At 28.2% G+C, this 23,551-nt stretch carries 15 protein-coding genes; 10 read left to right on the top strand and 5 right to left on the bottom strand.

Annotation, left to right across the window (positions count from 1 at the left end; all coding sequences use genetic code 11):
* Positions 1–17: 17 nt before the first annotated feature.
* The 3 genes from rpsG to ERUM_RS00875 all read right to left on the bottom strand — a co-directional run bounded on the left by rpsG (position 18) and on the right by ERUM_RS00875 (position 3,058).
* A complete protein-coding gene (rpsG, locus tag ERUM_RS00890; protein WP_011154848.1) occupies positions 18–500 on the bottom strand; it encodes a 30S ribosomal protein S7 in 483 nt (160 codons plus the stop codon).
* Between the two features lie 16 nt (positions 501–516).
* Positions 517–888 (bottom strand): 30S ribosomal protein S12, encoded by a 372-nt coding sequence (rpsL, locus tag ERUM_RS00885; protein WP_011154847.1) that lies wholly within the window; start codon positions 886–888, stop codon positions 517–519.
* Between the two features lie 1,576 nt (positions 889–2,464).
* A complete protein-coding gene (locus ERUM_RS00875; protein WP_011154846.1) occupies positions 2,465–3,058 on the bottom strand; it encodes a hypothetical protein in 594 nt (197 codons plus the stop codon).
* A 326-nt stretch (positions 3,059–3,384) separates the two neighbouring features.
* On the opposite strand from ERUM_RS00875, the gene ERUM_RS00870 reads away from it, so the two are divergent.
* The 3 genes from ERUM_RS00870 to ERUM_RS00860 all read left to right on the top strand — a co-directional run bounded on the left by ERUM_RS00870 (position 3,385) and on the right by ERUM_RS00860 (position 8,289).
* Positions 3,385–5,013: a ribonuclease J gene (locus ERUM_RS00870; RefSeq protein WP_011154845.1), complete on the top strand. Its 1,629-nt coding sequence runs from the start codon at positions 3,385–3,387 to the stop codon at positions 5,011–5,013.
* Between the two features lie 853 nt (positions 5,014–5,866).
* Complete coding sequence (locus ERUM_RS00865; RefSeq protein WP_011154844.1) at positions 5,867–6,481, top strand: COQ9 family protein; 615 nt, start codon at positions 5,867–5,869, stop codon at positions 6,479–6,481.
* Between the two features lie 263 nt (positions 6,482–6,744).
* Positions 6,745–8,289, top strand: coding sequence for an HlyD family type I secretion periplasmic adaptor subunit (locus tag ERUM_RS00860; protein WP_011154843.1), 1,545 nt, complete (start codon positions 6,745–6,747; stop codon positions 8,287–8,289).
* A 906-nt stretch (positions 8,290–9,195) separates the two neighbouring features.
* On the opposite strand, the gene ERUM_RS00855 is transcribed toward ERUM_RS00860, so the two are convergent.
* Positions 9,196–10,806 (bottom strand): ABC transporter permease, encoded by a 1,611-nt coding sequence (locus ERUM_RS00855; RefSeq protein WP_011154842.1) that lies wholly within the window; start codon positions 10,804–10,806, stop codon positions 9,196–9,198.
* Between the two features lie 978 nt (positions 10,807–11,784).
* Here ERUM_RS00855 and ERUM_RS00850 point away from each other — a divergent pair.
* The 7 genes from ERUM_RS00850 (at position 11,785) to sucD (ending at position 18,770) form a co-directional block, all read left to right on the top strand.
* Positions 11,785–12,306 carry a cytochrome b gene (locus tag ERUM_RS00850; RefSeq protein ID WP_011154841.1) on the top strand — a complete coding sequence of 174 codons (522 nt, stop codon included), beginning with the start codon at positions 11,785–11,787 and terminating at the stop codon, positions 12,304–12,306.
* 12 nt (positions 12,307–12,318) lie between these two features.
* Complete coding sequence (locus ERUM_RS00845; protein ID WP_011154840.1) at positions 12,319–13,356, top strand: NAD(P)H-dependent flavin oxidoreductase; 1,038 nt, start codon at positions 12,319–12,321, stop codon at positions 13,354–13,356.
* Positions 13,357–14,502: 1,146 nt separating this feature from the next.
* Positions 14,503–15,120, top strand: coding sequence for an SCO family protein (locus tag ERUM_RS00840; protein ID WP_231089412.1), 618 nt, complete (start codon positions 14,503–14,505; stop codon positions 15,118–15,120).
* 68 nt (positions 15,121–15,188) lie between these two features.
* Positions 15,189–16,217, top strand: a complete 1,029-nt coding sequence (locus tag ERUM_RS00835) for a substrate-binding domain-containing protein (RefSeq protein WP_011154838.1) — start codon at positions 15,189–15,191, stop codon at positions 16,215–16,217.
* Positions 16,218–16,345: 128 nt separating this feature from the next.
* Positions 16,346–16,633, top strand: coding sequence for a 30S ribosomal protein S21 (rpsU, locus tag ERUM_RS00830; protein WP_011154837.1), 288 nt, complete (start codon positions 16,346–16,348; stop codon positions 16,631–16,633).
* A gap of 81 nt (positions 16,634–16,714) precedes the next feature.
* Positions 16,715–17,875: an ADP-forming succinate--CoA ligase subunit beta gene (gene sucC / locus ERUM_RS00825; RefSeq protein ID WP_011154836.1), complete on the top strand. Its 1,161-nt coding sequence runs from the start codon at positions 16,715–16,717 to the stop codon at positions 17,873–17,875.
* A gap of 7 nt (positions 17,876–17,882) precedes the next feature.
* The gene (gene sucD / locus ERUM_RS00820) at positions 17,883–18,770 is read left to right on the top strand and encodes a succinate--CoA ligase subunit alpha (RefSeq protein WP_011154835.1); all 888 of its coding nucleotides are present in this window, start codon (positions 17,883–17,885) and stop codon (positions 18,768–18,770) included.
* A gap of 2,110 nt (positions 18,771–20,880) precedes the next feature.
* On the opposite strand, the gene alaS is transcribed toward sucD, so the two are convergent.
* On the bottom strand, positions 20,881–23,544 hold the full coding sequence (alaS, locus tag ERUM_RS00815) for an alanine--tRNA ligase (protein WP_011154834.1): 2,664 nt from the start codon (positions 23,542–23,544) through the stop codon (positions 20,881–20,883).
* Between the last annotated feature and the right edge of the window lie 7 nt (positions 23,545–23,551).

Raw genomic sequence — 23,551 nt, 5'->3', positions numbered from 1 at the left:
ATCTCCAAAAATTAATACTAATTAAAGCGAAAATGAGAAAATGCCTTATTCGCTTCTGCCATTTTATATTTTTCTTCTCTAATCTTATACGCACCACCACGCTTATTGTACGCTTCTAATAATTCATTACATAAACAATCCATGTACATTTTATTACTACGCTTCCTAGCTGTGGCAGCAGCCTTTGAAATCCAACGCAAAGCCAAAGAAACAGATCTATCTTCTTTTACCTCAACTGGCACCTGATACGTGACACCACCTATTCTACGAGAACGTACTTCCATCTGTGGCATAACATTATTCAGAGCAGAACTAAAAACTGACATAGCACTTTCACCAATACGATTTTCTGCCTTACTTAGTGCTCCATATACTATTTTCTCAGCAATAGACCTCTCACCAGAACGCATAATAACGTTGATAAAACGTGCCAATAATACACTATTATATTTTGAATCAGGAGTAATAACCCTCTTATTTGCCCTACGACGACGAGACATATATAACCACTATTAATTAACTTTTCTTTACACCATATTTTGAGCGTGCTTTTTTCCTGTTTTGCACCCCTCTAGAATCCAATGCACCACGTATAATATGATATCTAACCCCAGGTAAATCTTTTACACGTCCACCTCTGATTAGTACTACTGAGTGCTCTTGTAAATTATGACCTTCACCTGGTATATAAGCTATAACCTCACTACCATAACCAGCAATTTTTACACGTGCAACTTTACGTAATGCTGAATTAGGTTTTCTAGGAGTAGTAGTGTATACTTTTACACAAACCGCTCTTTTTTGCGGATTATGTTGGAGTGCAGGTGCTTTATTCAATAAAGCACGAGACTTACGTGGACTACGAACTAATTGATTTATCGTTGGCATATATGTAACAACCTGACAGTTTAAAATTGATATAAAAGTATCTCATGTTCTAAATTACAGAAACATGCTTTACTATATAAAAGAATCAAAAATTCTAGTCAATAGAAATTTAATGATTTTACAATATTGGTAAATGCAATATTACAAAATCTTATCAAAAATGCAAGTATCCTTTATATATATAATGAAAAAATAATTGTAGCTACATATTTTTATCAATTTTCTAATATTCAGCTATTCTTATTTTGTTAGCAAAATATTATACCTTATTTGTAGCATATAATACTATCAGTAGCAGATATTACTAATATCACATCAATTCAGAAAAGTTTATAATACACTAATATATCTTCTACTCAATAAAGTTTACTATCCGAATAATACCTAGTATAACATAAACTATTTAATGTACATTTATCTAATCAATTTCTTATTGAATTTGATGATAAAACGTTAGTACAACATTATTAATTAATGATAAGAGTAATAGACTTAAATAACTATACATCAGTATGTATTATAATTATTATCTTACCATAATCACAATACCATTATATTTCAATACTATTCTAAGAATTTGTTCTTACAAACACAACTACTCATAACATTTTTAATTATGGTACTTAAGATTTTTATAACATATATATGTCTTAAATAAAATTACAGAACATTACTAGCAAATAACCCATCTAAATACCAAAACTTACAGTGATCTATCTCATAATATGTAAAACTCCCACCTGAAGAAATACATTACTAATAAAATACAAATTTATAAATACCTTATGTAAAAAATTAGAAGAATTTCTTATAAAATCTTTTACACTTAAATTACTACAAAATTTTTCATGACTTAAAAAACACCATAAACTATAGAAACTTACACTATTATCGATACAATTTTTTTGCCAAATATCTGTAAATTTGTAAAGCATCAATACTAAAAGTAAGGAGTTAAATATGGATAAGAAAATATCCTAACTATAACATAAGATCTATATGAATTTCATAATCTTATATTACAAAATCAAGAATCCTGACTTGCCAAATATTAAAATCATATACTCCTATCAGTCAGAGCTTCAATGGACTTAATAATCTTAATAAGTAACATCACCATATTTTTCATAATTAACACACAGGATTACTAGTCCAAAATACAAAATCATATATATTCCTAAATGCTATTAACATTAAAATATACAGAGAACATTTTATTTCATCAAATAGATACTTTTTTAATACTTTGTAACTAGTATCACTAATTATTATTTTTTTTATTCTATCTTATCAGTTCCTGTATACACTACACTTTAAGTACTATCCTACTAACAGGCAAACCATATTACTAAAATACTAACATAGTAGTACAGTAATAACACTAATCCTATTTACTTTATCAATTAACATTTATCATAACAACCATAGCTTAAAGGATATTTATCTACTCGCTTATAATAAATATGAAAACTAATAAATAATGAGCCAGTACCAACAGAATTTATAACTATAAAAAAAAATAAACTCAATCAACACATATCTATCAATGCAATAACCAGTGTATTCACAATGAAACTTACACAATATCAAATGATGATGATAATTGAGAAGCAATTTCCTGAACTACTAACTCAGTTGTAATACCTCCTATATTTTTCATGTCCATATTCTCAGCAAAATTACTACAGATACCTAAACATGCACCTAACACTCTAAATCCAATATATAATCCAACAAACACAATTCCAATAATCAACCAAACACCATAAACATCAGCCATTAACTCTTTATTCATGCTAAGAGAATTATTAATAACCAATAAGCAACCACTAAAAATACTAATAGAAACAAGTATAGTGTTACCCACATGCCTAAAAGTTGTTATACTATTAGTTGATTTATGGCTAATCAAATTTTTCACTTGATTCCTATTTAATAATTCTTTTCCTTCACGATTCTGAAATTTACAGAAATAATCACACATTAACTTAGCAAAAGATAATGTTAAGAATAAAACTACTGATATACCAACCAACCAATTAGATACTAACTTAAAGTCCTGATTGATTAAACTACAGTACTTTAATATGAATAACATTGCCCCTATAGTATACATTAACAGGCACATAACCCGTATTTGTTCAAGTAAATGCATTACCTGTACTTTCATTCACACCACACCTTATAGTAAGTATCACTTAAAATATAAAGTCCATAATAGACTTTTACATAATAAACTAAACAAAATACAATTTTTTTTCATATTTCCAATCAAAACCACACTCCTAACTTGCATTATATAGTTATTTCAAATACAATCACTTATCAAGTAGCTTATGTACTATTAATTAAGTTGTATTACATTTGTATTAGCTTTATTAACCTAAATGTGTTTTAATACTTAGGTTTAAGAAATTAATTATAATTATCCTAATACTTTTCTTTAAGTATTAAATAAGGTATGCTACTTCTTGAAGTTTTATGATGTAATAATAAATGAATATAGATAATTTATTGTTCATACCATTGGGTGGAGTTGGACAAATAGGTATGAATGTTAATTTATACCACTTTAAAGGCAAGTGGGTTATAATTGACTTTGGAGCAGGTTTTGCTGATGACAACATGCCAGGAATAGACATGATTGTTGCTGATATTAGTTTCATTAAGCAAAACAAAAAAGATCTACTAGGAATAGTATTAACACATGCTCATGAAGATCACATAGGAGGTATACAATATTTATGGCATGACTTACAGTGCCCAATATACGCTACTAAGTTTACTGCTTCACTGTTAGACTCAAAATTGAAAGAATGCTCACTAAACGCTAATATTACCCAAATAGATCCTTCTCAGAAGCTTATATTAGGACCATTTACTCTTGAATTCATAAACATGACGCATTCTATACCAGAAATGAATGCAATAGCATTACACACCGAAAAAGGAACGGTAATACATACAGGAGATTGGAAATTAGACAATAATCCTGTAATCAGCCCTTTATCTAATACAAAAAGACTACAGGAACTAGGAAATCAAGGAGTATTAGCACTTGTATGTGATTCAACGAACATTTTCACCAAAAAAAAATCAGGCTCAGAAGGTGATTTAGAAGAAAGTTTATTTAACATACTCAAAACTTGTAATAACAGAGTTGCTATATCCCTATTCGCTTCTAATATTGCAAGAATCAACACTATAGGATGTGTAGCAAAGAAACTAGGCAGAAAAATAGCAATACTGGGTAAATCCCTTATAAGGATAATACAGGCAGCAAAAGATAGTGGATATCTTACAGATATCCCAGAATTCATTGATATTAACCAAGCAAACAAATTACCAAAAAATCAAATATTGCTCCTATGTACCGGATGCCAAGGTGAACCATTAGCAGCTACTGCTAAACTTGCAAATAATTCTCATTCTTTAACAAAATTAGAAAATGAAGATACTATCATTTTCTCTTCTAAAATCATTCCAGGTAATGAAAAGCGCATATACAATATATTTAATAAATTTGTTAATATGGGAGTTAATGTCATAACAGAATTTATGGAACATGTACATGTATCCGGTCACCCATCTAGACCTGAAGTATGTACAATGTATTCTTTAGTAAGACCTAAGCTATCTATTCCTGTACATGGAGAATATATACATATGCATGAACATGCAAAGGTTGCTCAACAATGTAATGTAGAAAAAGCAATTATAGTTCACCCAGGAGATGTAATAGACTTAGTACACGGGAAAAAAGTTAATTCTGTAAAATCTGGTTATTTTGGTGTTGATGGTAATTTTCTACATCATCCACAAAGTAATGTTATTTTCATGCGAAAAAAGATGAGAGATGCAGGAATAATAATAGTAACACTAATCCTTAATAGAAGAAAAGAATTGCTAAAGACACCAAGAATTTTCGCACCAGGAGTTCTAGATAACTCAACTAGCAATAATTTCCTAATAAAAAAAATTACATCTAAAATCAGTTCTCAACTCCATACTAAGAAAGAAAATAAAATTAAGCATCACATAGAGAGCATAGTGTTTGACTCATTAAGGTATGATATCAAAAACAAACCATTTATTGAAGTACAAATAGAATATGTAGATTACTAACTAGTAATTACATTATAGACAAATCATCGATATAAAATGCTAAATATTGTACTGATCTTATTCATGTAATACATAGAAATGCTGTCAAAATGTTATAATTAAGGCATCATAAATGTAGTATATTTTAACATTTATAATATAGATATTTATCTATACTCAACCAATTAAATCTTATACTAATGTAGACTAAAGTAGTATTTTAAACTGCTAACCATACTTGAACTAGTTTAACACCTACTAATATTAGGTACACACTATATACATTAAGTAACATTGAAAAATGATATAATTTCAATTAGATAATAATCTTTTTAAGATTAACAAAATCAATCTGTTTATGCACACCATATAAAAATGTTTACTAACTACAATATCTTCACATATTCATATATAATACAACGTCAAAATAGTATCAAGGAACTTTACTTAATTTGAATACCATATAACAAACATACAATTCCGTTATATATTAAAAAATACCTTACTCACTTATGGTACTTGATATCATCAAAACAATTATGGTCTTATACCCTCTTTATACTATTTAGCAATATAACCACTTAATGACACACAAATGTTAACTTAACCACAATTTAAACACATCACTCAATGTAAAAACAGATAATCTCTTTTTACGAAGATCATTCAACAAAATTGTCATCTTATTATACATGAAAAATATTAATTCAATACAATACTAATCTACCATCAATGTAAAAATACAATTATGCTTTTTCATCTACTTAATATTATTAAACAATTTCAGTATTTTTTATATATTAAAAAAATGTTTTACCTAATTATTAGATATTTTGATAATATATCATATAGTTTAATACAAAGACATAAATAAATGGATAGTCGCTCCACAATAATAAAAGCAACAATTGCATTAATACCATTTTATGGAGTATCAGATGAAACCTTATTAAAAGCATGTATAGATTTAAATTTATATGAAGATTTCTGCAAATTTCATAATGGAATATATGATATACTAAACCATATTAATGACGATTTAATCAATTTTATCACCATAAAGTTCAACGAAATAGATAATATTAATAATTTTAAAGTTCGTGAAAAAATACAATACGCTGTACAACTATGTTTAATATACTACTCATCTTTATCAAACTATAGAGAATTATTAAAGAACATATTATCTGCAACACCATATAATATGTGTTTTTCTATCACATCTTTATACAAAATAACAGACGCTATCTGGAACTTAGCAGGAGATACGTCTACTGATTTTAATTACTATACAAAAAGAACTACACTAGCAGCTATATATGTTAGCACTCTCATGTACTTTATTAATGACTTTTCTGAAAACCATAACTATACTACACTTTTTCTAGAAAGACGTATTAATAACATAATACAAATACATAATGCTAAATCTTTAATAGCAGATAAATTAGAAAAGTTTAATATCTTTAAAGTTAAGTTTAACGATTAACATTAACACCACAAGGTTACGAATCTTGAATTTTTCTAATGAAGTTGACTTACTTAATGTACCATCAATTTTATTTAAGAAAATTATTAAACAACTAATCACAATATTTAGAGAATAAACTAGCAGTTGTTCTTAGTGTATCCGATAAAGATATTGGGTTTAAATTTGAATTTTATTAAAATTTTATATAAGTTAATGTATTTTAAAACATTTATTTAACAAATTGTATCTTATAATTATTTGCGAGATATGTTATAACCTAGATGTTAAAACTACTTGATAACACATATATGTATAAGAAACTCAAAGAATTAGTAAAGACTGGGTTTTCTCTTCCAAAACTTTTAGGTCATAATACACTCCACATAACAAACAATGAAGCACCAAGAAAATTACATGTTTTACAAAAAACACTACTCATAATAGACAGTATTATAAATTTCTTATTTAAATATAATAAAAAAGACACATCTAATGAAGTACTAAAAATATCATGGGGTCCACTATTTACTGGATTCATAGTAATTTTGTTATTTTTTGGTGTATTTGGAATATGGGCAGCAGTTGCTCCATTAGATGGATCTGTAGTTGCACAAGGAGAAGTAATATCTTCGTCAGAAAAACAAATAGTACAACACCTAGAAGGTGGTATTATAGAGAAAATCCTAGTTAAGGAAGGAGAATTTGTAGAAAAAAACCAACCCATAATATACCTACATAACACTACAGCCCAAGCTAATCTAGATATTATAAAAGAACGTATGTTAGATATGCTAGCAACAGAAGCTAGGCTAACAGCTATAAAATATAACTACAACCACATAAAATTTCCAAATTCTATAAACAATTTATCTAACAAAGAAATACGGGATCAAATTATAAAGAACCAGCAACAACTCTTTGAGTCCCATCAGAAAAATATATCTGGTCAAATTAATATCTTACAACAACGTACTAAGCAATTACATCAAGAATTATCAGGATTATCTGCACAACTAACTTCAGCAACAACTCAACATCAATTGATTAATGAAGAATTAGCAGCCAAAAAAAGCTTACTAGCAGATGGATATATTAGCAAACCTTACATTATTGCTCTTGAACGACAGTATGCTGAATCTCAAGGAAAAATAGGACAAATAGAGTCTGCTATTGCATCAGTAAATCAAAAAATCGGAGAAAATAAATTAGAAATAATTAATATAACTAATAACGTACAAAATAAGATCAGTATTGAACTCAAAGATACAATTTCTGCAATTGCAGATCTAAAAGAAAGAATGAAAACTGCCCAAGACGTATTAGATCGTACCGTGATTAGGTCTCCTCAATCTGGTATTATTACAGGATTAAAGTATCATACAGAAGGAGGTGTAATACCACCAGGAGCACCTATTACAAACGTTGTACCATCAAACGATAATTTAATTGTAGATGCAAAAATACAAACAAGAAATATAGAAGAAATACTGTCAGCACAAACAAAAGAAGTAAATATGGTATCATATGAAAACTACAAAGGTTTAAAAGCAAAAGTACGTCTTAGTGCTTATAACATACGTAAAGTCGGATTAGCAAATGGAATAGTCACCCAAGTATCAGCTGATGCATTAACTGAAGCAAACGGGATGCGTTATTATAAAATACAAGTAATAATTCCAAAGGAACAGTCTAAGAAACTTAAAAACCTCAGACTATACCCTGGAATGCCAGCAGAGGTTTTTATTATTACACAATCACGTACTCTACTTAACTACTTATTTACTCCTATCACAAGTACTTTTGAAAAAGCCTTTAACGAAAGATAGATGTAATCGTAGCAAAACAGTCGCCTGTATATACCTATCTATTAGCTCTTTACTATTGGGTAGTATACTCTTATTTATCCTTATTAGTACACAATAACACAGTTAAAGTTTTGCTGTTTGTAATACTCTGATCAATACGTCAACACATATACAATACAGTTCAAATTTACAAACTGTATATACCTATCTATTAGCTCTTCACTATTGGGTAATATACTCTTATTTATCTTTATTAGTACACAATAATACAGTTAAAGTTTTTCATGTGTAATACTCTGATCAATACGTCAACACATATATTATACAGTTCAAATTTACAAACTGTATATACTTATCTATTAGCTCTTCACTATTGGGTAATATACTCTTATTTATCTTTATTAGTACACAATAACACAGTTAAAGTTTTGCTATTTGTAATACTCTGATCAATACATCAACACATATACAATACAGTTCAAATTTATAAACTAAGGTAATCTCTTAGAATTCCAGCAGAGATTTTTTTACTGTTACATAATTACGTATTTATTTACTTATATTACAAGTACCTTTGAAAAAGTGTTAAATAAAAGATAAATGTAACTCTAGTAAATAACTCTTTTTACAAACATGTATATGTCGTAACAAATTATCTTATAAAGAATTGGTACTTTTTATCATTCGTTCTTGATTATAAATTGTAATATAATTAAAGTTTTATATATGCACTACTACTAACAAACCAACATACACAATATTGAACAATATTAGTTATAATAAAAACATGATAATAATTAAAGTCAACTTTTATTACACAAGACATTTTCTAGGAATAAGGATAATTACTACATACTTTTAACACAATATACATATTATTAAAATGTGATTAACATAAAACTTTTTTAAATAAATACTAATAAAAACCTATACAATAACTTTATTGTATTTATTTCTATCATACTGAAATATTTTACATAATATTACTACTGATATTAATCCAATTAATACTATTATTAATGCATATGGTGCTGCATCAGTATATCTTTCATCACTGACAAGTTCATACATTCTGGTAGTCATCGTATCAAAATTAAAAGGTCTTATAATTAACGTAGCTGCTAATTCCTTTATTACATCAACAAATACTAATAAAAATCCTACTACTACACTTTTCTGAATCATTGGAATATGAACATTAATGCATGTAGAGATAACATTATGTCCCATCAAAGAAGAAGACCAATCTATCTCGCGAGGTACTTTATTTAAGCCAGATTCTATAGGACCTAGAGATACAGCAAGAAACTTAAAAACATAAGAATACATTAAACCAAATATTGTACCAATAAGAGCAATTGAAAAATAAAAACTAGATAAACTACCAAGTAAAACCATTACACTCATAGCAACTATCGTATTAGGAATAGCATAACCCATAACAACAAATTTAATCGCATAAGATAAGGATTCCTTCTTTCTAACAATATATGACATAATAATCGATATTATAACAGTAATAATAGCAGTAAAAAATGCTACACTAACACTATTAAATATAGATACATAAAATTTAGTATGCGTAATAAAGGTATCGATTCTTTCAAGACTCCAATATAACAATGGAAGAACCGGTATCACAAACCCTATCAATATTGGAACTAAACATATCAAATATATCATTACAAGTGCAATTTTACCTTTAACTTGCCAAGTATGGTAGTAATCGGTATTCATTTTTATAGTTGAATAAGATATCCCTTTACCACGAAACAATTTCTCTAACACAATGAGTAGAAATATAAAAAACAATGCAACTAATGCAAAAAGGCACGCTGAATATTTATCATGTAACAGAAACCAACTTCTATATATACCACGAGTAAAAGTATCTATTGCTAGAAATTGTGGAGTCCCAAAATCAGAAATTACTTCCATTAATACAAATGACATACCTGCAGCAATAGCTGGACGAATTGTTGGTAACCCAATAGATGTTAATATTTTGTATTTAGAAGCACATAACGTAGTAGCAACTGCAATAGTACTACGAATTGTTATCAGACTAGTTCTAACTAACATATATACATATGGGTACAAATTAAAACTTATAATGATAATTCCACATGCTAATGATTTCACACTAGGAAAGTAATAATCACCTTTATTCCAATGAAATATCACTCTTAAAAAACTCTGTACAGGACCTGAAAATTCAAAAATATTTACATATACATATGCAACTATATACCCTGGTATTGAAAGTGGTAAGAAAAGTGCTATCTCAAAAAACTTACGTCCAGGAAAAGAATAATAAGTTACAAACCAAGCTGTTGCTATCCCAACAATTAACGTTATAACCCCAACACCTAACATTAAAATTACAGTATTAACTGTATATTCAGAAAAAATATACGCAAATAAATCTACTACTTGGCTTTCAGTAAATATAATCGATACTAACGAAAATATTGGAGCTACAAATAACCCAATTGATATATATACAAAAACATTTCTTGCAAGACTGATAAACGACACTATCTTTGTTTCAGAGAACTAAATTTAATTTTAATTTTATTATACAGAAACAATTCCATCAGTCACTTAAAACCTTTCCATATTAAAATATCCAACATTAAAAACATACGCCAATAAAATGTAATTTATTATTAATCCAATGATTTTAAAATACTAATCTCTTAAATATTAATTTATATTATATCACATTACCTTTTGCAACTTATAAACACAACTATAACTAATTTTAATATATAAAAAATATACGCTTAGGTACTATATTACTATAATCACTTACAATAAATCAATTTTCATATACAGAAATAATTTTAAAAAGAACCCACAACTATATGCCTTAGATATTCCTCTACAATATTTTACACTAGCAATTTTTGTTATATAACATTTACAACATAATAAATTATCATACTAGTTCTATAAAAAACACTATTATAAATCTATTAATTATGACTATCACAACACTCAATTACACCTTATAACATAGCTATAATAGAGAATAATATAGGTGTAAAAAGTATGATATTATGTAATATCTATCCTTTAAATACTACGCAAACTTACTCTTCATCTTACATCACTATTCAAAAAATTAACTAGATTTGATAATACAGAAATAAAGAGAGAGATAATTATAAAATCTAAAACCATAAATAATATTCACCTTTTTAAAACACTATTACAAATTATCCACTTTTTCTGTAATTACCTGTTATACAAAGTCTCTCATGACTATAACTATCAAACACATCATTACTTATTTGTATATCAATCATAATACAAGCATAAAAAAGTTACATAAGATTTTCTAGAATACAAGGATTTAGCTATATATACTAAATAACCATACTGTTATTCTTTATATACACTACATATATTATAGTTTTTATCATAGCAGATATGCTTAAGAAACATATATTTTATATTGATAATATCATCTTATATATGATATAGGTAAGTTTTACACCTTGAATTAAGTTAATGAAAGAAAAATATCACTACTCTCTTAGAATAATGCACTGGTTAACTGGTATACCAATTATACTCATGCTAATAATGGGGTTTTCGATGAAGTTATTAGCTAATACTTATCCAATACTATCAAATATATATACAGTACACAAATCAATCGGCATAACATTATTACTATTACTACTATTACGTCTCATATGCAGATGTTTATCGGTAATACCCCAATATCCTAAGAGTTTCCCAAATTATCTAATTATCATATCCAAAGTCATACATGCTAGCCTGTATATAGCATCACTAACAATGACAATATCCGGGTATATCATGTCTTCAGCTTCAGGTAAAGCTATACACATTTTATCTTTAAATATACCTCTACTGATTGACATTAATAAAAATACAGCTATCATTGCGAAACAATGTCATAATATTTGTGCATATATGCTTTCTAGCATTATAATCTTACACATATTAGCAGCACTAAAGCATAAGTTTATAGATAAAGATAATATTTTTAATCGTATAGTATAAATTAGAGTCATCATGCTATCAGAGTTATGGAAGTTAGGTACAGAATTTTTAGGGAGTCGCTTTGCCATTATGGGTGGAGCAATGAGTTGGGTATCAGATCATAATTTAGTATCTGCAATATCAAATGCAGGTGGTTTCGGTGTTTTAGCATGTGGTTCTATGGATCCTGATACATTAAAAAAAGAAATAATACTTACTAAACAATTAACTAACCATCCTTTTGGTGTAAATTTAATCACAATGCATCCAGATCTAACTAACTTAATTGACGTTTGTATAGAAACTGGAATAACACATATAGTACTTGCTGGTGGCATTCCCAATAGTAAAATGATAAACTATATTAAGAACGCAAAAATTAAGACTATGTGTTTTGCACCATCATTATCTATAGCAAAACGTTTAGTTAGGTCTGGAGTAGATGCGCTAATAATAGAAGGAATGGAAGCTGGAGGACATATAGGTCCTGTTAGTACGTCTGTACTTGCACAAGAAATTCTACCGTATTTTCGCCAAGAAGAATCTTTAAAGAAAATTCCCATTTTTATTGCAGGTGGAATAGGACGTGGTGAAATGATAGCACATTACCTCATAATGGGTGCAAGTGGTTGCCAGATTGGCACTCTTTTTGTATGTACGTATGAATCATGCATACATGAGAACTTTAAAGAAATATTCATTAAATCTTCTTCCAGAGATGCTGTTTCATCTATACAATTAAGCAAAGATTTCCCTGTAATTCCAGTAAGAGCTATAGAAAATGACGCTAGTGTAAAATTCTTAGAGCTACAACAAGATATTATTAGGTTATACAATCAAGGAAAAATTTCAAAACAAGACGGGCAACTTCGTATTGAAAAGTTTTGGGCAGGAGCATTGAGAAAAGCAGTAATAGATGGAGATATTGCTAATGGCTCTCTTATGGCTGGACAGAGTGTAGGAATGGTAAATAATATAGAAACTACAGCACAGGTAATTAGTAATCTTATATCACAAGCTTGCCAATATATAACTTCCGTAAAAAATATCAAAATATCAGATCCAACTTGATATGATAACTACCTCACTATAGTTTTGATAACTTATAAACTCTTACTAAAATACCAATAGATAATAATAATTAATTTTAAAGCTTTAATGCCTATATAATATACAAACAAGTAAAGTAATTTTTTAGTTATTCATTTAATACATTATGCAATTTCAAAACTTACCATTATGTTACATACCTGTATTAATTATCAAGTTTAGTAATTAATTATATGAATTAAATTATACTATATAAATATGTAATATTTAACTTAATAAAGTTCTTTCATACTACATAAATATTGATAGATAAAAAAAATTTAAGATTATTACGTAGTAAAGCATCTATAAAATATACTTAAAACAAGTAGAACTATTCTCAAGTATCATACCTATCTAACTCTCACATAAATATCAACTAACATATTAAAAATTCATTACAAAATCCTATAATGTAATATATTAAACAACATACATTTAAGAGAAAAGGTATAAGCTATCTAATAGTGATTATTAGTATTATAATTAAAATAATAAACATTAGTACAAATTAATTCTTCAAGAATTCAGTACAAAATACCAACATCTATATTAAATGATTACTTAAAGAAAAATTTATAAGTACATACTATTCTACATAACATTAGTATAAAAAACATCAATGCATGTTCCAGAAATCTACTACAAAATCAAATACATAAATAAAGACAATTAAAACATATTATACTAATATATATAAATAATAAGCTGTTTAAATTTATAAATAACGAAACTCCTCTACAGCATTTTTAGAATAATACCTACTACACTAGAAATTATTTACTTGCTACATTTTATGCTAGTCATTGTAATAATACATATACAATAGATTCATAATCAACTCTGAAATATAATTACTTATACACTAAAAATATCATTTTTTATAGCGTAAGTATATACAATTTTACTACATAACTAAAAGAAAAAGCATAGAAGTTTAAATTTTATTTAACTAAACAATACTAACCAAAATATAGAAATTTTAGATTCACAATTTGCATATTTAAATACTACAAAGATAAAACATACTATAAAAATTTTTAGTAACTTGACATAACACAACATTGTTATAGCATATATGATACGTGTTTTTATAAAAAACTCTAATTTTATACAATGGAGCACATCATGAAGGCTATCAAGTTTATACTTAATCTATGTTTACTATTTGCAGCAATTTTTTTGGGATATTCTTACATAACAAAACAAGGTATATTCCAACCAAAGTTACACGACTCTCCTGATGTTAATATATCGAACAAAGCGGATATAAATACTAGCTTTAGCTTAATTAATCAGGATGGTATCACGATATCTAGTAAAGACTTCCTTGGAAAACATATGTTAGTCCTTTTTGGGTTTTCTTCTTGTAAAACTATTTGCCCCATGGAACTAGGGTTAGCATCCACAATTCTAGATCAACTTGGCAACGAAGCTGACAAGTTACAAGTAGTCTTTATAACTATTGATCCAACAAAAGATACTGTAGAAACACTAAAAGAGTTTCACAAAAATTTTGACTCACGGATTCAAATGTTAACAGGAAACATTGAAGCTATTAATCAAATAGTACAAGGGTATAAAGTATATGTAGGTCAACCAGACAATGATAACCAAATTAACCATTCTGGAATAATGTATATTGTAGATAAGAAAGGAGAATATTTAGCACATTTTGTACCAGATTTAAAGTCAAAAGAGCCTCAAGTAGATAAATTACTTTCTTTAATTAAGCAGTATCTTTAATTTAATACTTAATTAAATAGAATAGTACAGACTTTTATATAGAATCTAACCTTTAGGATATATATCTAATGAAGAAGTTTCTTTTAGTCTTATTTTTACTGCTTGTAATGTTACCCAAAGATTCTAATGCGGAACATATACATGTTGTTGGATCATCTACAGCATTTCCATTTATTGCAGCAATAGCAGAAGAATTTGGGAGGTTTTCAGATTATGGAACACCTATAATAGAGTCTGTGGGGAGTGGTATGGGTTTTAGTATGTTTTGTCAAGGTGTAGAAAACAGTACACCAGATATAGCCATGTCATCTCGTAAGATAAAGGATGCAGAGGTAGAATTATGTAAAAGTAATGACGTTCATGACATTATTGAAATCATTATAGGGTATGATGGTATTGTTATTGCAAACTCTAACAATAGTAATAAGCTTGATTTTACAAAAAAAGATCTATTCAAAGCTTTAAGCAAGTATGCAACGTCAGAAGAATATACACATAGTATACCAGCAAATGATTTTAAGTATTGGTCAGAAATTAATAATAGGTTCCCCAATATTGATATTGAAGTTTACGGACCATACAAAAACACAGGTACTTATAATATACTAATCGAAGAAATAATGCAGGATTCCTGTATGAATCATAAAAATTTCATTGAAGTATACCCAGACTTAAAAAAAAGACAACACGCATGCAGTATGATTCGCAATGATGGCAAGTACATTGAAGTTGCAGCTAATGAAAACATTATTATACAAAAAATTGCAAAAAATAATGCTGCTTTTGGTATTTTTAGTTTTAGCTTTTTAATACAAAATCAAGATAAAATACATGGAAATAAAATTGCAGGTGTGGAACCTACATATGAAACTATTTCCTCTGGAAAATATATTTTATCAAGACCTATATATGTATATATAAAACAAAAACATCTTAATAACTCTCCTGGATTAAAAGAATTTATTAAAGTAATTTTAAAACAAGAATCTATTGGTAAAAACGGATATTTAATTAGCTTAGGGTTTATACCCTTATCAGATAAAGATCTAGAAAATACTAGAACCAGAATCACTAATATATTAGACAATGCTAGCTAAATACGATATCATTGAATTGCCAAGTGTAAGTGGCATATAACAATCATAATTTCTTAAAAAGGATTTGACATAATTAATTGCTTATTGTTATTATTGCTGCTCTATTTATCTATATAGGAGGATTTTCTTTGGTTGAAGTTATAGTTTATCACGGAGATATAGAACAAGGTATACGTACCCTGAAAAAGAAATTACAACGTGAAGGCAAGCCTAGGCAAATGAAAATTACACATCATGAAAAACCTTCAGAAAAACGTGCGAGGAAAAAAGATGATTGTGAAAGAAGGAGAAAAAAATTACATAAGGTACCTTATGAACCTTTGTTTACAAAATTTCAAGTCAATGCTAGGCATTTTCAAGTAAAGAGACCTTCTCAAGCTAATCAATCTAATGAGAGCACTGAAAATAATGTGTGATAACAACCACTCTATCGTTTGTTATAATTCCTCTGTGAAGTATATGTTAAAATTAATAATTATGACAGGAAGGTATACTGTATGAATATTCATGAATATCAAGCAAAACAAATATTAAAAAGGTTTGGTATAAGTGTTCCAGAAGGAGTTATAGTACACTCATTAAATGAAGTTAATGATGCAATAAATAAGATCAACTCAAAGGTTATTGTAGTCAAAGCACAAATCCATGCAGGAGGTAGAGGAAAAGCAGGAGGAGTTATAGTTTCACGTACATTAGATGAAGCAAAAACTGCAATAAAAAATATGTTGGGGTCAACTCTAGTCACACATCAAACCTCAAAAGATGGACAAAAAGTAAGAAAAGTATATTTAGAAGAAGGATGTGATATAAAAAAAGAATATTACATCAGTGCTATTGTTAACCGTAAACATGGACAAATTAGTATTATATTTTCAACAGAAGGTGGTGTTGATATAGAAGAAGTAGCTGCAAACTCTCCAGAAAAGGTTGTTACATGTAATATTGATCCAATATTTGGGTTTCAAGGATTTCATGGACGTAATTTATGTTTTGATAGCAATTTAAGTGTAGATCAGACACGTAAAATTACTTCTATAGCTGAAAAAATATACAAAACAATGCTGGAAACAGATGCAAGTCAAATAGAAATTAATCCATTAATAGAAACATCATCTGGAGATTTTATTGCACTCGATGCAAAGATGAATTTTGATGATAATGCAATATATCGTCATCCTGAAATTTTAGAGTTGCGAGATTATGATGAAGAAATTCCAGAAGAAATAGAAGCTTCAAAACATGGCTTAAGTTATATTAAGATGGATGGTAATATTGGATGTATGGTTAATGGAGCAGGACTTGCTATGGCTACCATGGACATTATCAAATATTATGGAGCTGAACCTGCAAATTTTCTAGATGTAGGTGGTGGAGCAAGTCAACAAACTGTAACTGAAGCATTTAAAATTATCTTATCAGACAATGTTGATGGGATATTAGTTAATATATTTGGTGGAATAATGCGTTGTGATATAATTGCTAATGGTATTATTGCTGCCATACAAGAAATAGGTATTAACGTTCCACTTGTTGTAAGGTTATCAGGAACAAACTTTGAGCTTGGTAAAAAATTACTTGATAATTCCAAGTTAAATATCATAACAGCACATGATTTAAGTGAAGCAGCATATAATATAGTTAATATAGTTAAGAAATAGAGGCAGCATGTCCATTTTAGTAAATAGTAATACAAAAGTTATCTGCCAGGGGTTTACTGGTGCTCATGGTACATTTCATTCAGAACAAGCTATTGCTTATGGAACAAAAATGGTTGGTGGAGTAACTCCTGGTAAAGGTGGGACATATCACCTTAACTTACCAGTTTTTAACACTGTGAAACAGGCAAAATTACAAGTCGGAGCTAATGCTACAGTAATTTATGTCCCTGCTCCGTACGCAGCTGATGCTATATTAGAAGCAATTGAGGCTGAAATTGAACTTATTATTTGTATTACAGAAGGTATCCCTACTTTAGATATGGTACAAGTAAAGCGTGCTTTATGCAATTCCAAGAGTATCTTAATAGGACCTAACTGCCCAGGAATTATTACTCCAGAAGAGTGTAAAATTGGTATTATGCCTGGATATATACACAAACGTGGTCATATAGGTGTAATTTCACGATCTGGTACATTAACATATGAAGCAGTAGCACAAACTACAGAAGCAGGATTAGGACAATCAACATGTATTGGTATTGGTGGAGATCCTATACACGGTATGTCTTTTACAGACTGTTTAAAATTATTTATCAATGATCCAGATACACATGGTATCATCATGATTGGAGAAATTGGTGGTTCAGAAGAAGAAGAGGCAGCAGAATTTATTAAATTATCAGGAACAACTAAACCTATTGTTGGTTTTGTTGCTGGAAAAACCGCACCTCCTGGCAGGCGTATGGGACATGCTGGAGCAATCTCATCAGGTAGCTCAGGTAGTGCTGAAAGCAAGATACAAATCATGAAAAGTGCCGGTATTATCATTGCTGAAACTCCAGCAGTAATAGGTAAAACAATGTTTGAAGCCATGAGTAATATTACAAAAAATTAATAGTTTTTTAGTATCTATATTTAAATGTACACATAACATTATTATGTACAATAGCACTTACTAACAAATATGATGTAATTATTATTACCTAGTACTTATCTTATTCGCATAAAGCTTGTCCGTTCATGATTATTTTTCACTTAATGTATTATTCAACAAGTTCAGTTTAAGTTGCATATTCTGATAAACAAAATTGATACCAGATAAATGTAATAAAATGCTCTAATATAAAAAATCAATTATTACAGCATAAATAAATATGGACAATCAAGAATTAAAGTAGCAATTATTTACTGTTCAGTACTGATATGCAAGGTGTTATTATTGAGGAAACAAAATCTATTATAAATTTTTTCACATGTTACACTGTAATATATCAGTTGATGTTGTAAAAAAGCTGACTACAAATACCTTAGTGATTATATTGTTTCCTTAATAGTTAGGCTATAAACAATATATATTGCAGATATTGAAAATAATCTACACATTAAAAGTAAAATCACAAATTCTATAGAAAGGCAAACATAGAGGAAATGCTCAATTTATATAAACTTAGTAAAAAGTTTCTACATACTAAACTAACAAATGTAATCTCATGTTTCTAATTAAACATACAAATTTAATTTTCACCATAATATTTATGTCAAGCACAATTTGACTATAAAGTAATTTATACATGATCAACATAATAACCATAACAGGCTTAAACCATTAACCACAACGTATATTAATACTTAGATTTAAACATTATAATAATAATTATCCTAACATTGCTCTTTCAGGATTCAGATAACATATACTAAAATTTCACAACATAATACAGATGATAAGATTAGCTATAAACAAAAACATAAATAAGTTATAATTAATTTCTATACAAGTTTTGCTAACAACATACTACCAAAAATAGATATGATTATTACTTATGTAGGCTCATATTAAACATCCTAAATTTTTACCTTCTAAAGAGTAGTAAAAGAATATAAGTTATAATAACAGTAACTATTACTATATTAAATTTATTTGAATACAGACACATACTAATTTATACAAAAAATTTGTAGTTTAATATCTAATTAGGTGTTCTTAATCATAGAATATAAAAAATAGACATCTATTTTTCACATTAGGTTTATTTTAAATAAACAGTCTTCATTGCAGTACATACACAAGGTCCTGCCAACTGACTTCCTATGTTAAGAGGGATACAGCCTTCATGTAAAAAAGCAATAAGGTTTTTTGCGTTGCATCAAAACTAATCGTAAATGTAAGTGATAAATATAATTAACTAAAAATATGCATTACCAATAAAAGTAATAACTACTATTCACAGATTCATATTGAACAAAAAAAAATGCCAATTCATATAAAGTAAATAAATTATAACAAACCACAAAGCAAACATTGTTAATAATACAAAATACCAAATAAACATTAATTTCTCATATTAGATTCAGAATGAACAAGAGAAATTAATACTAATTTATAAAAAGAAGTAAACCAAAAACATTGAACTAAGCTTTATTAATTATCTAGATCTGTTAAAAAGAATAAAAAAAGACCCCATTATTACAATAACACAATTCTTTACTTATACTATTAATAAAAAAATCAAGACTATCGTATAATTTAATTACATTATTACAAATTCTAAATGGAAATTAATTATTCCAGTACTTACTAATAAAGATCAGCAACTAACATTTATAACGCTTAAAAACTCAGTTTTTTATTTATACTGAAACATACAATGTAAAGTTAAAACTGCAGAAAAATTGCATGCTATACTTATTAACTCTTAAACTAATAATTTTTATATATTAATACTTAATTAATAGAAAAAATTACACAGAGCATATTATATCTTCACCCATTTATTAATTTCAACTCAGTATTATCATAATATAATAATCACACTTTAAACAAAAAATACAGTAAGTTACAACTTAGTTATATATACTAACATCAGCACAACACATAACACATTAAAGTTACTTTTATAAACTAATATATATAATAAAAAACCTTTTATATATTTACACACAACTCACTAATAAAACTTATTTAAAATTCACAATAAAATAACTATTAAGTCTACATAATATTAAGATTAGGCATTAAAAATACTTACTAATTCATCTTTTATGTGCTGTATCACATCAACCTCTGCTATATATTCCGTACTAATTTGAGCAAGTTGAGCATTCCCTCCACCTTTACTCTTTACAACACAACCGATGATTTTCACAAAATCTGCAGCCTTAACTTTACTATGTAGACTATTTCCAACACCTACGACATATATTTTATTATGATTCACAACGTTAGAAAATAACATAATCATATCTTTAACAAGACGTTTCATAATAAACTTTCTCACAACATCAATTGGTACACTACTCAATGTACCATGTAAAAAATTTATATTTCCTATTTTTTCAATATTAACACCTTGCATATCAATAATATCAAAATAAGCAGCCCATAATTTCTGCTTTAACTCTTGATTTTCTCTATTGATTTTATCTATCTGCACTAATACATCTTCTACAGGAGACTTAACACTTTCAGCAACTTGATATAAAACCTTTTCTTGTTGTCTAAAATAATCTATAGCATATTGACCAGTTACAGCTTCTATTCTACGTATTCCACACGCAATACTAGATTCTGATATTATTTTAAAACATCCTATTTCACCAGTATATTTAACGTGAGTACCACAACATAATTCTTTTGAATTTCCTATATTCACTACTCTAACTTCATGATTATCATATTTTTCAGTAAACAATGCTATAGCACCATTATCCATTGCATTTTGCAAATTACATATATTAGTTTCTACAGGGTGATTCTGTCTAATTAAATCACACATTCTATTCTCAATTAATTTAATTTGTTTTTCAGTCAATGCCATATTGTAACTAAAATCAAAACGTAGCTTATCATTGCCCACTAGCGATCCTTTCTGCATAATATTATTATCAATTTCCATTCTCAAAATATAATGCAATAAATGTGTAGCTGAATGATTAGCACATAAATCTTTTCTTCTGTGAGAATTTATTTCTGCAGAAACAATATCTCCTATAATCAAAGACCCACTTTTTACAATACACTCATGAATATACAGTCCGTCAAAAATATTTTTCGTATTCGTAACATCAGCAATATTACTAGAGCCAAATAAATCTTTCCCATCTCTTCTAACAACACTAAGTAGTCCTGTATCCGCTTGCTGTCCTCCAGCTTCAGCATAAAATGGAGTAATATCCATTAGTATACTAACCTTATCTCCAACATTAGCTACTGTAACATTTCTATCATTATTCATAACCATTGATAATATCTTCGACTGAACTTGGAAATTATCATATCCAACAAACCTTGTATTATTATAATTTTGTCTAATATCTTCCCATATTTTCCCATTCAGTTGCTCTGTAGACTTTATCAAATGACTGAGTCTGGACCTAGTTTTTTGTTGTTCCATATTATCATAAAAGCCTTTCTCATCAAATCTAATACCTCTTTCTTTGATAATATCTAAGGTAATATCTACTGGGAATCCATAAGTATCATATAATCTAAAAATAATATCACCTGATAATACATCACCAGTAGACAAATACGTTAATTCCTTTTCAAGCAATGGTAATGCTCTAACTAAAGTATCTTTAAAATTTTCTTCTTCAGTCTTTAAAATCGATATTATCAGATCCTTCGCTTTAAATAACTCTGGATAATAATCCGCCATATATGCGTTACTTGTTTCATCAATTAATACAGGGAAAATTTTATACATTAAAGAATCTGTGTATTTCAGCATATATACATAACGCGCAGCTCTCCTAATAATACGACGTAAGATATAATCACGTCCTTCATTACCAGGAGTCAAGCCTTCTGCTATTAAAAATGCAGCTGAACGTACATGATCTGCTATTACTCTATGCGCAATTTCACAAGAACTATTACCTGATTCTTTTTTTGACATAGCAATTAATGCTTTAAATAAATTTATGTCATAATTATCATGCACACCCTGCATAACAGCAGCAATTCTTTCAAGCCCCATACCAGTATCTATACATTTCCTTGGTAATACAGATAATTCACCTTCTTCTGTTCTATTATATTCCATGAACACTAAATTCCAAATTTCTGTAAACCTTGCTCCATCTTCTTCTGGAGTACCAGGTAAACCACCTTTTACAGATTCACCATAATCATAGAAAATTTCAGAGCAAGGACCACATGGACCAACATTTCCCATACTCCAAAAATTATCATTAGTTTTAATCTTAATTATTTTATCGTCAGAAAAACTACTAATCTTTTTCCACAAATTAAATGCATCTTGATCATCATGATACACAGTAATATAGAGTCTTTTTTTATCCAAAGCCAGTTCTTTAGTTACAAAATCCCAAGCTAATTCTATTGCACGTTCTTTAAAATAACTACCAAAACTAAAATTACCAAGCATTTCAAAAAATGTATGATGCCTATTTGTATGTCCAACATTCTCTAAGTCATTATGCTTACCACCAACTCTTAAGCATTTTTGACTTGATACGGCAGTATTGATACTTCTATCATCAACACTAGTAAATCTCTGTTTAAACTGTACCATACCAGCATTAGTAAATAGCAACGAAGGATCATCCTTTATTACTAGCTGAGAAGATGGAAAAAACTGATGACCATTTTTAACAAAAAAATCTATAAATAGTCTTCTAAGATCACTAACTAAGTTATGTTTAATCATACATTAA

The organism is Ehrlichia ruminantium str. Welgevonden, assembly GCF_000026005.1.
Taxonomy (GTDB): domain Bacteria; phylum Pseudomonadota; class Alphaproteobacteria; order Rickettsiales; family Anaplasmataceae; genus Ehrlichia; species Ehrlichia ruminantium.
This window is presented reverse-complemented; position numbering and strand designations above follow the sequence as displayed.